The organism is Leifsonia sp. A12D58, from assembly GCF_047530025.1.
Lineage (GTDB): Bacteria > Actinomycetota > Actinomycetes > Actinomycetales > Microbacteriaceae > Cryobacterium.
In genome coordinates this window covers 46647-62298 of sequence record NZ_JBLJAT010000004.1, presented here as the reverse complement: position 1 = coordinate 62298, position 15652 = coordinate 46647, and the positions used below count along the sequence as shown (strand labels likewise).

The 15652-nt window shown below is 62.8% G+C and carries 13 protein-coding genes; 12 read left to right on the top strand and 1 reads right to left on the bottom strand.

Annotated features, from left to right (window positions below; translation table 11 throughout):
- The first annotated feature begins 231 nt into the window (after nucleotides 1-231).
- The 8 genes from araB to ACMT3I_RS11020 all read left to right on the top strand — a co-directional run bounded on the left by araB (nucleotide 232) and on the right by ACMT3I_RS11020 (nucleotide 10562).
- Nucleotides 232-1938: a ribulokinase gene (araB, locus tag ACMT3I_RS11055; RefSeq protein ID WP_414804818.1), complete on the top strand. Its 1707-nt coding sequence runs from the start codon at nucleotides 232-234 to the stop codon at nucleotides 1936-1938.
- Complete coding sequence (locus tag ACMT3I_RS11050; protein WP_414804550.1) at nucleotides 1935-2645, top strand: L-ribulose-5-phosphate 4-epimerase; 711 nt, start codon at nucleotides 1935-1937, stop codon at nucleotides 2643-2645. Before araB ends, ACMT3I_RS11050 begins: the two co-directional genes overlap by 4 nt.
- Nucleotides 2645-4162 carry an L-arabinose isomerase gene (gene araA / locus ACMT3I_RS11045; protein WP_414804549.1) on the top strand — a complete coding sequence of 506 codons (1518 nt, stop codon included), beginning with the start codon at nucleotides 2645-2647 and terminating at the stop codon, nucleotides 4160-4162. Before ACMT3I_RS11050 ends, araA begins: the two co-directional genes overlap by 1 nt.
- Nucleotides 4163-4350: 188 nt before the next feature.
- The gene (locus tag ACMT3I_RS11040) at nucleotides 4351-5364 is read left to right on the top strand and encodes a LacI family DNA-binding transcriptional regulator (protein ID WP_414804548.1); all 1014 of its coding nucleotides are present in this window, start codon (nucleotides 4351-4353) and stop codon (nucleotides 5362-5364) included.
- A gap of 308 nt (nucleotides 5365-5672) precedes the next feature.
- Nucleotides 5673-7007 (top strand): ABC transporter substrate-binding protein, encoded by a 1335-nt coding sequence (locus ACMT3I_RS11035; protein WP_414804547.1) that lies wholly within the window; start codon nucleotides 5673-5675, stop codon nucleotides 7005-7007.
- Between the two features lie 83 nt (nucleotides 7008-7090).
- Entirely contained in the window at nucleotides 7091-8041 is a 951-nt protein-coding gene (locus tag ACMT3I_RS11030) for a carbohydrate ABC transporter permease (RefSeq protein ID WP_414804546.1), read from the top strand.
- Nucleotides 8041-8997 carry a carbohydrate ABC transporter permease gene (locus tag ACMT3I_RS11025; RefSeq protein WP_414804545.1) on the top strand — a complete coding sequence of 319 codons (957 nt, stop codon included), beginning with the start codon at nucleotides 8041-8043 and terminating at the stop codon, nucleotides 8995-8997. The genes ACMT3I_RS11030 and ACMT3I_RS11025 overlap by 1 nt, the downstream gene beginning before the upstream one ends.
- 53 nt (nucleotides 8998-9050) lie before the next feature.
- The gene (locus tag ACMT3I_RS11020; RefSeq protein ID WP_414804544.1) at nucleotides 9051-10562 is read left to right on the top strand and encodes an alpha-N-arabinofuranosidase; all 1512 of its coding nucleotides are present in this window, start codon (nucleotides 9051-9053) and stop codon (nucleotides 10560-10562) included.
- A 109-nt stretch (nucleotides 10563-10671) separates the two neighbouring features.
- Here the strand turns inward: ACMT3I_RS11020 and ACMT3I_RS11015 are convergent, their stop codons facing one another.
- Nucleotides 10672-11685, bottom strand: a complete 1014-nt coding sequence (locus ACMT3I_RS11015; protein WP_414804543.1) for a DUF2804 domain-containing protein — start codon at nucleotides 11683-11685, stop codon at nucleotides 10672-10674.
- Nucleotides 11686-11781: 96 nt separating this feature from the next.
- On the opposite strand from ACMT3I_RS11015, the gene ACMT3I_RS11010 reads away from it, so the two are divergent.
- Genes ACMT3I_RS11010 through ACMT3I_RS10995 form a run of 4 tightly spaced genes read left to right on the top strand, consistent with a single transcriptional unit; the run spans nucleotide 11782 to nucleotide 15586 of the window.
- Nucleotides 11782-12948 (top strand): ROK family protein, encoded by a 1167-nt coding sequence (locus ACMT3I_RS11010; protein WP_414804542.1) that lies wholly within the window; start codon nucleotides 11782-11784, stop codon nucleotides 12946-12948.
- 7 nt (nucleotides 12949-12955) lie between these two features.
- A complete protein-coding gene (locus ACMT3I_RS11005) occupies nucleotides 12956-14230 on the top strand; it encodes a 6-phospho-beta-glucosidase (RefSeq protein WP_414804541.1) in 1275 nt (424 codons plus the stop codon).
- A 29-nt stretch (nucleotides 14231-14259) separates the two neighbouring features.
- Nucleotides 14260-15234, top strand: a complete 975-nt coding sequence (locus tag ACMT3I_RS11000; RefSeq protein WP_414804540.1) for an N-acetylglucosamine kinase — start codon at nucleotides 14260-14262, stop codon at nucleotides 15232-15234.
- 43 nt (nucleotides 15235-15277) lie between these two features.
- Nucleotides 15278-15586, top strand: coding sequence for a hypothetical protein (locus ACMT3I_RS10995; RefSeq protein WP_414804539.1), 309 nt, complete (start codon nucleotides 15278-15280; stop codon nucleotides 15584-15586).
- Nucleotides 15587-15652 lie beyond the last annotated feature (66 nt).

Genomic DNA, 15652 nt, shown 5'->3' with positions numbered 1-15652 from the left:
TCGCGCGTATTTCCGCTGGAAACCCTCCGGGGGAGCGGATGCGTGTTGAATTCACCCGAACGGGCTGGTACATTTCTACAACGTTGTAGAAAGCATAAACTCACCCGGACGGCCGCATGGCTGAACTGGCCAGACAAAGGAGTCCACACCGTGAGCCTCGGCAATCCTTCTTCCTCGGGATCGGCATCCTCAGCGTCCGCCGACGCGCGGGCATTCGCTGACACCTATGTCATCGGTGTCGACTATGGAACTCTTTCCGGTCGCGCCGTTGTCGTTCGGGTTTCAGACGGTGCCGAACTCGGATCTGCGGTGTTCGACTACCCGCACGCCGTCATGGACACCACGCTGGCTGCCGGCCCCGCTGCGGAATCTGGTTCACCGATCCCGCTCGCTCCGGATTGGGCCCTGCAGGTTCCGGCCGACTATGTCGACGTGCTCAAGCACGCTGTGCCTGCCGCCATCAAGAACGCCGGAATCGCTGCAGCCCAGGTGATCGGCATCGGCACCGACTTCACCGCCTGCACCATGGTGCCGACGCTGGCTGACGGCACGCCCCTGAACGCGGTGGCAGCCTTCGCCGATCGCCCGCACGCCTACGTGAAGCTGTGGAAGCACCACGCCGCGCAGTCGCACGCCGACCGCATCAACGACCTCGCGTTCGAGCGCGGCGAGAGCTGGCTGCCCCGTTATGGCGGACTCATCTCGAGCGAATGGGAATTCGCGAAGGGCCTCCAGCTACTCGAAGAGGACCCTGAGCTCTACAACACGATGGACCACTGGGTCGAGGCCGCTGACTGGATCGTCTGGCAGCTGACCGGGCGCTACGTACGTAACGCCTGCACTGCCGGATATAAGGGCATCTGGCAGGACGGCCAGTACCCGTCGAGCGAGTTCCTCGCCGCGCTCAACCCTGACTTCGCTGGATTCGTCAGCGACAAGGTCGAACACGAGATCGGCCAGCTGGGCTCATCTGCTGGCACACTCAGTGCAGAGGCCGCGGCATGGACCGGACTGACCGAAGGCATCCACGTGGCAGTCGGAAACGTCGACGCCCACGTCACCGCTCCGGCCGCCCAGGCCGTCGAACCGGGTCAGATGGTGGCGATCATGGGCACGAGCACCTGCCACGTGATGAACTCAGACCGCCTCGCCGAGGTTCCTGGCATGTGCGGTGTGGTCGACGGTGGCATCGTTTCAGGCCTGTACGGCTATGAAGCGGGCCAGTCAGGTGTCGGCGACATCTTCGCCTGGTACGTGAAGAACCAAGTACCTGCGCGCTACTTCGAGGCCGCGGAGGCCGCGGGTACCAGCATCCACCAGCACCTAACCAACCTCGCATACGAGCACCCGGTCGGAGCTCACGGCCTCGTCACGCTCGACTGGCAGAGCGGCAACCGCTCTGTGCTCGTCGACCACGAGCTCTCCGGCGTCGTGGTCGGCACCACGCTGACCACTCGCGCCGAGGAGATCTACCGGGCGCTGCTTGAAGCTACGGCGTTTGGCACCCGCACGATCATCGAAACGTTCAACGAGTCAGACGTGCCCGTCACCGAGTTCATCGTTGCCGGTGGCCTGCTCAAGAACCCGCAGCTCATGCAAACCTACTCAGACGTGCTCCGGATGCCGATCTCAACGATCGCCAGCGACCAGGGCCCTGCCCTCGGTTCTGCGATCCATGCTGCCGTCGCGGCCGGGGCATACGCCGACGTGCGTGAGGCCGGAATCGCTATGGGCAAAGTCAACCGTGGCGTCTATATTCCGAATCCGGAATCTGCTGACGCGTACGACAAGCTTTACGCGGAGTACCAGCTGCTGCACGACTACTTCGGCCGCGGAAGCAACGACGTGATGCACCGCCTCAAGGCTCTCAAGCGCGAAGTGATTGCGGCGTCGGCGCTGACTGCTGCCGACGATCACACAGAGGTTCTGGCCGTATGACCACCTTTGATTCAGGGACCGAAGCCGCTATCGCGCAGGTGCGCAGTGACGTCGCCAAGCTGCATGCCGAGCTGACGCGCAATGGTCTTGTCGTGTGGACCGGCGGCAACGTCTCCGGCCGGGTTCCTGGCGCTGATCTTTTCGTGATCAAGCCCTCTGGTGTCAGTTACGACGATCTGGCGCCCGAGAATATGATCCTCTGCGACCTCGACGGCAACGTCATCCCGGGCACTCCGGGCGCTGAGCGTTCTCCGTCGAGCGACACTGCAGCTCACGCATACGTGTACCGGAATATGCCAGAGGTCGGCGGTGTCGTGCACACGCACTCCACTTATGCGACGGCGTGGGCTGCACGTGCAGAGCCGATCCCGTGCGTAATTACGGCGATGGCTGATGAGTTCGGCGGGGAGATCCCGGTCGGGCAGTTCGCGATCATCGGCGATGACTCGATCGGTCGCGGAATCGTCGAGGCGCTGACGGGTCACCGTTCCCGTGCGGTGCTGATGCAGAACCACGGCCCGTTCACGATCGGCAAGGACGCCAAGGACGCGGTCAAGGCTGCAGTCATGGTCGAGGATGTCGCTCGCACGGTACACATCGCCAGGCAGGGCGGCGAGCTGGTGCCGTTGCCCCAGGCTGCCATCGACTCACTTTTCGATCGTTACCAGAACGTCTACGGACAAGCACCCCAAGGAGCACTGAAGTAATGCCTTCACTCACCTCAACCCTTGACCACTATGAGGTCTGGTTTCTGACCGGAAGCCAGAACCTCTATGGTGAGGAAACTCTGCGCCAGGTCGCCGAGCAGTCGCAGCAGATTGCCGACACGCTCGACTCGGCCGGCAACATCCCGGTAAAGATCGTTTGGAAGCCGGTGCTCAAGGACTCCGACTCGATCCGTCGTCTCGCCCTCGAGGTGAACGCTGCAGACAACGTGATCGGCGTGATCGCCTGGATGCACACCTTCTCTCCGGCGAAGATGTGGATCTCAGGCCTCGATGCCCTCACCAAGCCGCTGCTGCACCTACACACGCAGGCCAACGTCGAGCTGCCGTGGTCAGAGATCGACTTCGACTTTATGAACCTCAACCAGGCAGCCCACGGCGACCGCGAGTTCGGGTACATCCAGACGCGCCTCGGCGTTGTGCGCAAGACTGTCGTCGGCCACGCTACCAACCCGGCCGTCGCTGGCCAGATCGCGACCTGGCAGCGCGCTGCAGCCGGCTGGGCAGCATCCCGTTCACTCAAGCTCGCTCGCTTCGGCGACAACATGCGTTATGTGGCCGTCACGGAGGGTGACAAGACCGAGGCAGAACTGCGCTTCGGCGTACAGGTGAACACCTGGGGAGTCAACGAGCTGGCGGATGCCGTGCATGCGGCAACCGATGCACAGATCAGTGCGCTCGTGGCCGAGTACGAAGAGCTCTACGACGTCGTCCCCGAGCTGCGCAAGGGCGGAGAGCGCCACGAGTCACTGCGCTACGGCGCCGCCATTGAGATCGGGCTGCGTACGTTCCTTGAAGAGGGCGGCTTCGGCGCATTCACCACCAGCTTCGAAGATCTGGGCTCACTCCGTCAGCTGCCCGGCCTCGCCGTGCAGCGGTTGATGGCCGAGGGCTACGGCTTCGGCGCTGAGGGCGACTGGAAGACGGCAATCCTGGTGCGCGTTGCCAATGTGATGGGTTCTGGCCTACCGGGCGGCGCCTCCCTGATGGAGGACTACACCTACGACCTCACGCCGGGCAACGAGCTCATCCTCGGTGCGCACATGCTCGAAGTGAGCCCGTCGCTAACCACGGCTAAGCCGACGCTTGAAATCCACCCCCTCGGTATCGGCGGCAAGGAAGACCCCGTTCGGCTGGTGTTCAACGCGGATGCCGGCCCCGCCGTCGTCGTCGCGCTCTCCGACATGCGTGACCGGTTCCGCCTGGTCGCCAACGTCGTCGAGGTTGTCGAACCGACTGCGCCGCTTCCGAACCTGCCTGTCGGTCGCGCCGTGTGGAAGCCGGCTCCCGACTTCGCGACATCCGCTGCAGCCTGGCTCACTGCTGGTGCCGCACACCACACGGTGATGTCGACAGCCGTCGGTATCGAGGTCTTCCAGGACTTCGCTGAGATCGCGCGCACCGAGCTGCTCGTGATCGACGAGAACACCGAGCTGCGCGAGTTCTCGCGTGAGGTGCGCTGGAACCAGGCCTACTACCGTCTCGCACAGGGTCTGTAGAACGCGGTGACCCAGTCGTCACCGCAGTCAGTTCGGATGGCCGCGTGGCCCTACAGCGCCACGCGACCATCGATCCGGCCTGAGCAGTTCCGGTCCACAGAGGTTGTATGGTCGGGTGAACGCCGCGCCGATTGAGGTCGGCGGTTGAGCGACAGCGATGAAGCATGAAACAGGTAGGGGACAGGCGCGTGGCAGCCACCGTTCATGACGTTGCGCGGGTGGCCGGGGTCTCGATCAAGACAGTCTCGAACGTCATCCACGAGTTTCCGCACGTGCGGCCGACGACCAGGGCCAAGGTCCTGGCGGCCATCGAGCAGCTTGGCTATCGGCCGAACCTCTCTGCACGTAGTCTCAGGTCGGGTCGCACCGGCGTCATTGGTCTCATCGTGCCTGAGTTGCGCCTGAGTTATTTTGCTGAGTTGACGGATGCCGTCATCAAGGCCGCCGAGCGTCACGGGCAGGTCGTGCTTGTCGAGCAGACGAACGGCGACCGTGCGCGCGAACTTGAGGCCTTGAACAGTCCTCGGGTGAAGTTCTCAGACGGCGTGCTGTTCAGTCCACTCGGCATGGGGGTCGATGATGTGGCCGCACTCAACGTGTCGTATCCGCTCGTGCTGCTCGGTGAACGGATCTTCGGCGGGCCTGTTGATCACGTGACCATGCAGAACGTGCAGGCCGCCCGCACCGCAACGGAACATCTCATCGCCCAGGGGCGTCGACGCATTGCTGTTGTCGGGGCGCACGAGGGCGAAGTGATCGGATCGGCCGGGTTACGTCTGGCGGGCTATACCGAGGCGCTGGCGGCCTCCGGTATCGAGTTCGACCCTGCACTGATCGCCTATACGACCCTCTGGCACCGGGCGAACGGCGCGACGGCGATGCGCGAGTTTCTGGCCACCGGCGTGCAGTTCGATGCAGTCTTCGCGCTCAATGACACGCTAGCGCTCGGTGCGATGCGCGTGCTTCAAGAGTCGGGAATGCGGATCCCGGAAGATGTGGCGGTGATCGGATTCGACGACCTCGATGAGGCCAGATACACGCTCCCTGCCCTGTCGACGGTTGATCCAGGGCGTACGGAGATCGCAGAAACTGCTGTGCGGGTTCTCCTTGAACGCATCACCGGGGCGGCAAAAGACCAGCCCCCGCGTGAGTTTCTGGCCGAATACTCTGTCGTCGTGCGCGAATCATCCGCGTTGGCCTGAACCGCCTCGACGGAGTTTCTTGGGTTCGCTTGACAGGATGCGAATCCATCTGCAAAATGTGATTACAACGTTTACTTTACAACGTTGTAAAAGAGGATGAAATCTGATGCGACCGCGAGGTCGATCGGGCTCTGACCGAATCGAGGAGGATTCGCAACATGCAACCGACACGCACGGTTTCGCTCTCTTCCTCGTCTCCGGTGCCTCACGCCGCTCTCTCACTGCCGCATCCCGGCTGAGTGAATTCCTATCCGCAATCGCATTCAGACAACGGTGTCCACATCACCGCGAGAGGAAAAAGTACCAACATGAAGTCCAAGATCATCGCAGCTGCAGGCGTCGTCGCCGTTGCAGCCGCAGCGCTCACCGGCTGCGCTACAGGCGGCTCGTCAGAGGCAGCATCCTGCACCAACAAGATTGTCAACGCCGACGCCAAGCAGGTCACGGTGTGGGCCTGGTACCCCGAGTTCGAGCAGGTCGTCGACCTGTTCAACAACACCCACGACGACGTGCAGGTCTGCTGGACCAACGCCGGCCAGGGCAACGACGAATACACCAAATTCTCGACGACGATTGAAGCCGGCTCCGGCGCCGCAGACGTCATCCAGCTGGAGAACGAGGTGATCTCGAGCTTCAGCATCCGCAAGGCTCTGGCCGACATCTCTGAATACGGCGCTGCAGACGTGAAGGACAACTACACAGAGGGTGCCTGGAAGGACGTATCCAGCGGCGACTCCGTCTACGCGATTCCGGTCGACAGTGGCCCCATGGGCATGCTGTACCGCAAGGACATCTTCGACGCCAACGGCATCGCGGTTCCGACGACGTGGGCAGAGTTCGCCACTGCAGCAGCACAGCTCAAGAGCTCGGCTTCTGGCGGCGTTCTCGTCAACTACCCGACCAACGGTCGCGCATTCAACCAGGCGCTGTTCGCACAGGCTGGCTCGACGCCGTACATCTACGACAACTCCAAGCCCACCGAGGTGAGCATCGACGTGAACGACGACGCGTCGAAGAGCGTTCTCGCCTACTGGGACGGCCTGATCAAGGACGACCTCGTCACGACGGATGACGCCTTCACCGCTGACTACAACACCAGCCTCGTTGACGGCACATACGCCGTGTACCTCGCTGCAGCCTGGGGCCCCGGCTACCTGCAGGGTCTCTCCGATGCAGATGCAGACGCCGAATGGCGCGTCGCACCGCTGCCGCAGTGGGACGCCTCGGCTCCGGTTCAGGCCAACTGGGGTGGCTCGAGCTTTGCCGTGACCAGCCAGGCCAAGGATGCCGAAGCTGCAGCAATCGTCGCCAAGGAGATCTTTGGTACCGAAGACGCCTGGAAGATCGGCGTTGAGAAGAGCGGTCTGTTCCCGACATACAAGCCGGTTCTCGACTCTGACTACTTCGCCAACCTGGAGTACCCGTTCTTCGGCGGACAGCAGATTAACAAGGACGTCTTCCTGAACGCCGCAGCCGGCTACTCCGGCTTCACGTTCAGCCCGTTCCAGAACTACGCATTCGATCAGCTGACCGAAGAGCAGTACGCCATGGTCCAGGGCGAGAAGGACTCAGCGACGGCACTCGATGACCTGCAGGAGAGCCTCGTGAAGTACGCGACGGAGCAGGGCTTCACCGTCAAGTAGCTCGAACCATGGGTGCCCGGTTCGTCAGCCATCATTCCGATGGGCCGGGCACCGTTTTACCTTTCAGAGCAGAAAGAACATTAATGACCAGTCACACACTGCAGGCAGCGAAGCCCCGCATCGCCCGCCGCGCTGCCGGCACCAGCGGCGGAAGCAGGATCGACCTGAAGCGTCAGCGCTGGGGTTGGCTCTTCGTCGGCCCGTTCGCACTCGTCTTCCTCTGCTTCCTCATCATTCCGCTGGGTTACGCGTTCTGGATGAGCCTGCAGACCTCGACTCTGGCCACCGGTACACAGTTCACCTGGTTCGCCAACTACGTCAAGGCATTCACCGACCCGATCTTCCTTGAGGGTCTTGGCCGGGTGGCCTCGTTCGCGTTCATCATGATCCCGGCGCAGATGCTCGTCGCCCTGATCGCAGCACTCGTGCTCGACAACCTCACGACGGTGCTGTCGAAGTTCTCTCGCCTGATGATCTTTGTGCCCTACTCGATCCCCGTGGTCATCGGCGCACTCATGTGGGGCTTCCTGTACAGCCCGCGCTTTGGACCGGCGGCAGACCTCTTCTCGCTCGTCGGCCTCACCGCCCCCGACTTTCTCAGTCAGAGCGCGATCTTCGGCAGCCTCGTCAACATCGTGACCTGGCAGTGGGCCGGCTACTACATGATCATCATCTACTCGGCGCTTCGCGGTATCGATCCCTCTATCTATGAGGCAGCCCGTATCGACGGCGCAAACGGATGGCAGACAGCCACCCGCATCAAGGTGCCAATGATCAGTTCATCCATGGTCATGGTGCTGATCTTCGCCCTCATCGGAACGCTGCAGTTCTTCACAGAGCCGCAGGTGCTCCGCAGCATCGCCCAGGGCGCGATCCCCGTGTCGTACACGCCAAACATGTACGCGTACACCCTCGCGTTCTCATACAGCCAGTTCAACTACGCGTCTGCGATCGCATTCTCGCTCGGCATCGTGGTGTTCATCGGCTCGTTCATCTTCCTCTTCCTCACGCGCAAGCAGAGCGGACTCAAGTAATGGCGCTCACAACCTCGGCCCCGGCTCCGACAGCTTCTGACACGTCGACGATCACTCCAGCTGGCCGCATCCGCTCAGGACGCGGTGGAAAATCGACCCAGGGGCGCAATGGCGGACGTCGCATCGGCTCGCATGTGCTGCTGATCATCCTGGTGATCTACTTCATCACGCCGCTGTGGTGGCTCATCGTGGCCAGCACCAAGAGCAACTCCGGACTCTTCTCCGGCAGCGGCGGAGCTCTCTGGTTCGACGACAACTTCGCCTTCTTCGATAATGTCGCGGGGCTGTTCAGCCACCAGAGCGGCATCTACTGGCGCTGGCTCGGCAACTCGTTCCTCTACGCGTTCGCCGGTGGCCTCGGCGCCACCATCCTGTCTGTGATGGCCGGATACGGATTTGCCAAGTACCGCTTCCGTGGTCGCAGTGCATTTTTCACCGTGCTGCTCGGCTCAGTCATGGTTCCGCTCACCGCACTCGTGATCCCGACCTTCATGCTGCTCAGCCAGTTCGGCCTGATCAACACGATCTGGGCGGTCATCCTGCCCTCCCTGCTCAGCCCGTTCGGCGTCTACCTGATGCGGGTGTACACGCAAGATGCCGTTCCGGACGAAATGCTCGACGCCGCCAGGGTCGATGGTGCTGGCGAGATCCGCATCTTCTTCCAGGTCGCGCTGCCGCTACTGCGCCCGGCCCTAGTCACTGTGCTGCTGCTCTCCGTCGTCGGCACCTGGAACAACTTCTTCCTGCCACTGGCCGTGTTGAGCGACCCGAACCTGCTGCCTGTCACCCTCGGGCTGAACCGCTGGACGGCTCTCTCCAACGCCGGTTCAGGTGGCGAGCAGGTTTGGAACCTCATCACTACCGGATCATTCATCTCGATCCTGCCGCTGGTGCTCTCCTTCCTTTTCCTGCAGCGCTATTGGCAGGGCGGACTCTCGCTCGGAAGCATCAAATAGCTGCAGTTTCACGCTTATATTCCCTCAATCGAATACAAACCAGAAAGTTCACTATGCCTACCGCACGCCTCACTATCGACCCGCACTTCACGGTCGGTGCAATTAACCGCCGCCTGTTCGGATCGTTCGTCGAGCACCTCGGACGCTGCGTCTATGACGGCATCTACGAGCCGGGCCACGCCAGCGCTGACAGCGAGGGCTTTCGTCAGGATGTCATCGACCTGGTCAAGGAGCTCGGCGTCTCAGCCATCCGTTACCCGGGAGGTAACTTCGTCTCCGGCTTCCGCTGGGAAGACAGCGTCGGTCCCAAGGAAGAGCGTCCGCGTCGTCTCGATCTGGCCTGGCACTCGACTGAGACCAACGAGGTCGGCCTGCACGAGTTCTCGTCTTGGCTCGACAAGGTCGACAGCGAGCTGATGCTGGCCGTGAACCTCGGTACCCGAGGAACTCTTGAAGCACTCGACCTGCTGGAGTACAGCAACATCCGCTCAGGCACCGCCCTGGCCGACCAGCGGGTGGCCAACGGCAAAACCGATGCCTTCGGCGTGAAAATGTGGTGCCTCGGGAACGAGATGGACGGCCCGTGGCAGCTCGGACACCGTTCGGCAGACGACTACGGCAAAATCGCGTCGCAGACGGCCAAGGCGATGCGTCAGGTTGATCCGTCGCTCGAACTCGTTGTCTGCGGCTCCTCGAGCGCGCACATGCCGACCTTCGGAGAGTGGGAGCGTGTCGTGCTCACCCACACGTACGACGATGTCGACTACATCTCGTGCCACGCGTACTACGAGGAGAAGAACGGCGACCTGGGCAGCTTCCTCGCCTCGGCCGTCGATATGGACCACTTCATCGAGTCGGTCGTCGCAACGGCAGATCACGTGAAGGCCGTCAACGGCAGCGACAAGACGATCAACATCTCGTTCGACGAGTGGAACGTCTGGTACCTCGACCGTTATCACCAGGTCGACAAGATCGAAGGCGTCGACAACTGGCCGATCGCTCCGCGCCTGCTTGAAGACATCTACTCGGTCGCCGATGCAGTCGTCTTCGGAAACCTGATGATCTCGCTGCTCAAGCACGCCGACCGCGTTACCAGCGCGTCACTTGCCCAGCTCGTCAACGTGATCGCCCCGATCATGACAGAGCCGAACGGCCTGGCCTGGCGCCAGACCACCTTCTTCCCGTTCGCGCTCACCTCGCGCCTGGCCCAGGGCACTGCGTTGAGCGTCAGGCTCGAGTCAGACACCTACACAACCGAGGTCTATGGCGAGGCGACAATCGTTGACGCCGTTGCCACCCACGACGCAGACACTGGCAAGACCGCGGTGTTCCTCGTGAACCGCAGCCAGGACGAAGCAACGACGGTCACGATCGACATTTCTGCGCTCGGGGCTGTAGCGGTGCTCGACGCCCAGACCCTGTCTGATTCGGATGTCTACGCGAAGAACACGCTGGACGACCCGGAGCGCGTCGGCATGCAGGTCAATGAGTCAGCGGTTGTCGGCGACGGCAGCATCACGGTGACGCTGCCAGCCGTGTCGTGGACCGCGATCGAACTCGGTTAGTCGTCCACTTCTCCAGAACCCGTCTTCTGCTCACGCGACTATGTAGTCACGCGAGTGGATGGCGGGTTCTGTCGTGGGTGTTGCTGGTTTCTCGAACCTACTGTGTTGGTTACCATCTGTTCTCGACGTGCTCGGCCCAGCCGATAAGTCCGTCGACTGTCACGACGGTGCCGTCGCCGAGGGTGACGGTGCCCGCGTAGTGCCCGAAGCACTGTCGGGTCTTCGACGCGATGATCACGGCGTTGGTTTCTGCCGCCCGCTCGTAGAACGGGGTGAACGTGACATCCACTCTTTCGCCGATGATGCGCCACGGCTTCATAAAATCGGTCTGGTCGTATTCCCAGTCGAGCTCTTCGCTGATCTTGTGCAGGGTGCCGTCGATCACGATCGAGTTCTCTGTTGAGCCGGTGCCATCTGTCCACTTGCCGCCGAGCTGGAGTCCGATGACCTGACCATCGATCTCGCCGGAACCTGCGCCCCAGTTCCAGGTCATTGAGTACGGCCAGCGTCCGCGGCCGTGGTCGAGTACCGCCCAGGACTCCATGAGAGGCACGTCGTACTCCGTGCCGTCGACGGTGATGTTGCCGTCGACGCGCAGGGCGACATCCTTCACCGTGTACTGGAACAGGCGCCACGACCACGGAACGACAACGCCAAGCGCTTCATGGTTGCGCGGCCGGTGAGCGATGAGGTCGAGGGAAACGCGATCGGTCTTCGCACGCAGGTGGGTGCCGCCGTCGACCTCTTCGATGTCGATCGACAGGTCTTTGTTGCGCACGGTGGCAGGGCCACTGCGCAGTGTGCCGGGGAGGTGGACCCCGCGAGACAGCGGTCCGAGTACGACCCGATCGATCTCGACTCCCGTTGCCCTGTCGTAGACCCACAGTTCAGCGAGGGTGGCGTAGTCGAGCGTCGACGCCGTGATGCCGATGAGGTGCGTCGGCGTGACGATGCCCCAGTACTCCCAGCGCTTGTTGCGACCCCAGCCGAACATGCCGCGACCGATCTGGTCGGTGTTGTGCCAGCGGTGACGGGACCAGCCGACGGCGATCTTGTTCAGCCGTCCAGATCCCAGGCTGAGGTCAACCGGAGCGATGATCTCGTGTTCGACGACGTTCTGCATCTTCACACCTTATGGCCGATGTAACGATTTGGTTTCTAAGGTAAGGGCGGCATTTCGCCCCTTACTGTAAAGAAACTTTCCTGTTAGGTTCGCTGCATGACGATAGTCCAGGGCACGCCATCGTGGCTTCGCGCCACGAATGACCGCACAGCACTGTCTTTGCTGCTTGAGCATGGCTCGCTCACCCGTAATCGCATCGGTGAGCTGTCTGGTTTGTCCAAGCCCACGGCATCGCACATGGTGTCCAGGCTCGAAGGTGCCGGACTGATCCATACGGTCGGCGAAGTGTCCGGCGGTCGTGGTCCCAACGCGGCAAGCTACAGCGTTCGCCTGGACCGGGTTCTTGGCGTGGCTATCGACATCAGCGGGTTGACGATCCGCTCGACGGTGGTGGATGCTGCCGGTCGCGAGTACCAAGTCGTCGAACGCACACTGTCTGCGTCGGCCAAAGTGCGCTCGGCGATCAGCGATGTGCGCGGGGCTATCGCCGCTGCCTGCGAGGCGAGCAACACCGATCCTGACGCTGTTGTGCTGGTGTGCATCGGGGTTCAGGCCTCGATCGACCCGCGCACCGACGAATTGAGCTTCACCGAGGCGCTGCCAGGGTGGCCGCGCAAGGGAGTGCTCCAGCTGCTTGAAGACGACCTGGGTTGCGCCGTGATCATCGACAACGACGTGAATCTGGCGGCCGTGGCCGAGCGTCACCGTGGACACGGTGTTTCCGCACCCGGATTCGCGCTGCTCTGGATGGGTGCCGGCCTCGGGTTGGCTGTCGACCTCGGTGGCACCGTGCACCGCGGTGCTGCAGGCGGCGCGGGTGAGATTGGCTACCTCCCCGTCCCGAAGGCGGCAACCGCACTGGATCCAGACGCCGACGATCTGCAGGACCTCATCGGCGGCCCTGCCGTCGTGCGACTTGCGCGGGATACCGGGCTGCGCGCGCGAAGCTACCCGGCAATGCTCGACCAGATTGAAACCGCTGATTCGCGCGATGCGCTGCTTGTTGCCCTGGCCCCGCGTATCGCGCTGGGCGTCATCCCGGTTCTCGCAGTTCTCGATCCGGAGATCGTTGTTCTCGGTGGTCCGACAGGGGCCGTGGGCGGTGACCGCCTCGCCGAACTGGTGCAGGCGCAGGTCAAGAGTGCCTCACGCTGGTCGCCGCGCATCGTGACCTCTGGGGTCCGTAAAAATCCAGTGCTGTCTGGCGCGCGCGACGTGCTGACGACAGAAGTGCGCAACACCCTCCTCGGCATCGCAAGATAGGTGGCTCATGAAACTCAGCATTATCGGTGGCGGATCGACATACACTCCCGAACTCATCGATGGCTTCGCGAGGCTTTCCTCGTCGCTGCCGATTGAGGAACTCTGGCTGGTCGACACCGATCCAGCCAGGCTGGCGCTCGTTGCAGGCATGGCACAACGGATGTTCGCGGCGGCCGGACACCCGGGCCGCGTCATCCCGACCCTCGACCTGGTCGCAGGGGTCTCCGATGCGGATGCTGTGCTCATTCAGCTGCGCATCGGCGGCCAGGCGGCCAGGCACGGCGACGAGACGTTCCCGCACGCGGTGTGCTGTATCGGCCAGGAGACCACGGGTCCAGGCGGGTTCGCCAAGGCGCTGCGGACGGTGCCTGTCGTGCTGAGCGTCGCCGAGACCATACGTACGCACGCTAAACCCGACGCCTGGATCATCGACTTCACCAATCCAGTCGGCATTGTGACGCGCGCCCTGCTGAACGAGGGTCATCGTGCCGTCGGCCTCTGCAATGTGGCCATCGGCTTCCAGCGCAAGTTCGCGAACCTGCTGGGCGTCGATCACCGCGCGATACGTCTCGACCACGTCGGCCTCAACCATCTCAGTTGGGAGCGTGGGGTCTGGCTGCGCGACGTCTCTGGCGCATCCAGGGACGTGCTCCCTGAGCTGATCGGAACGCATCTGACCGAGCTCGCAGAGGAGATCGAGCTGCCACCGCACCTTATATCTCTTCTCGGGAATGTGCCGTCGTACTACCTGCGCTACTTCTACGCGCACGATGAGGTTCTGCGAGAGCAGGGGAGTGGACCGAGCCGTGCACAGGCGGTTCTCGAGGTGGAACAGGCGCTACTCGATATATATGCAGATACCAGCATGAATACAAAACCCGACCTGCTGAGCAAGCGAGGAGGCGCGTTCTACTCCGAGGCCGCCGTCGATTTGATCGCGTCGCTCACGAGCGATCGGGGCGATGTGCAAGTCGTCAACCTGCGCAACAACGGCTCGTTGCCGTTCCTCCCTGACGATCACGTCATTGAGGTCTCGGCGACTGTCGGCGCCCACGGCGTCCAAGCGCTGCCGATCGCCCCGCTCGATGACGACATACGGGGTCTCATCTCGCAGGTAGCCGGCTATGAGCGGCTCGCGCTTGATGCGGCGATTCACGGCGGGCGTGACAGGGTGCTGCGGGCGATGATGGCGCATCCGCTTGTCTTGCAATTCGATCGCGCAGAGAAATTGACCGACCTGCTGCTGGCCGAGAACAGCCAGCACCTGGCGTGGGCTCGCTGATGGGCGCGGCGGGGGAGCAGGCGTGGCCTATGGACGCTCCCAGCGACGGGATCGTGATCGCCGTCGACGGCGGCGGCTCCAAGACCGACGTCTGGGCGCTTGATCCCGACGGCACAGTTGTGGCGACAGCCAGGGGCGTCGGGTCGAACCCCCAACTGAGCGGGGTGCAGCCGGTCGTCGAGTTGATCGACCGTCTCATCCGGCAGGTGAGTGAGCAGGCCGGTCACCGTCCGGTCCTGCAGACCGCCTTGTATCTGTCAGGTTTGGACCTCCCGATCGAGATCGAGACGTTCACTTCGGCCATTGCATCCCGCAGCTGGGCGATCGGAGCGACGGGGCGACGGGCGATCGTCGACAACGATCTCTTTGCGCTGCTGCGGGTCGGCACCGATTCGCCCGATGCCATCGCGCTGATCTGTGGCACCGGCATCAACTGCATCGGTATCAGGGCAGACGGCGAGCAGGTGCGGTTCGCTGCTCTGGGGATGACGTCGGGCGATTGGGGCGGCGGCTGGTTTCTGGGTGAGCAGGCACTCTGGCATGCGGCCAGGGCGGTTGATGGTCGGGGACCCAGCACCGTACTGGTCGAGACGGTGCCTCAGGTTTTCGGGCTTGCTTCGATCACCGAGGTGACGGAGGCGCTGCACTTCGATCGCTTGCCCTCACGTGCCCTGGCGCAGCTGAGTCCCACCCTGTTCGCCGCCGCCCACGCGGGGGATGCTGTCGCGCAGGGTGTGATCGAGCGTCAGGCCGACGAGATCGTACTCATGGTCACGACCGCACTTCGCCGCCTCGACCTGCTGAAAATGGCTGTTCCCGTGGTGCTCGGCGGCGGAGTGATCGCTGCCGACGATGAGCTGTTACTCGGTTCGATAGAAGCCGGGCTTGCCGAGGTGGCGCCCCGCGCCCGACTCACCGTGGTGACGACCGCGCCAATCAATGGTGCTGCGATGCTGGCACTGGAGAGCGTCGGGGCGCACGCGGCGGCGCTAGCTTTCGTTTGACCGACCCGCTGCCGCTACTATGACACGGTACGCAGGGAGACGGATGTCACGCATGGAACCAGAGTTCGAAAAGGTGTTGGCTACGCTGGCGAGACGGCGCGCTCGTGAGCTCTCATCCGGCCGCCCCACCGAGGCTGAGCTATCGCTCGCTCGCCTGGTCGTGCTGCGAGACCTGCGCGACGCCGTCGTCAAGGAAGAGTTGCCTCGTGCCACACGGGCCGCTCGTCTACAGGGCATCCAGTTCAAGGCGCTGCAGGCTGCGCTCGGACACGCGTCACCCACGACTATTCAGATGTGGGCGAAGATGGCCGATGAGCTGCCCGCTGACCCTGAGCCCCCGCTGTCTGACTAATACGCAGATAAGCCGCCCACTTTGCTAGTGCGAGTGAACGCTGACTAGCGAAAATGGGCGACTCAT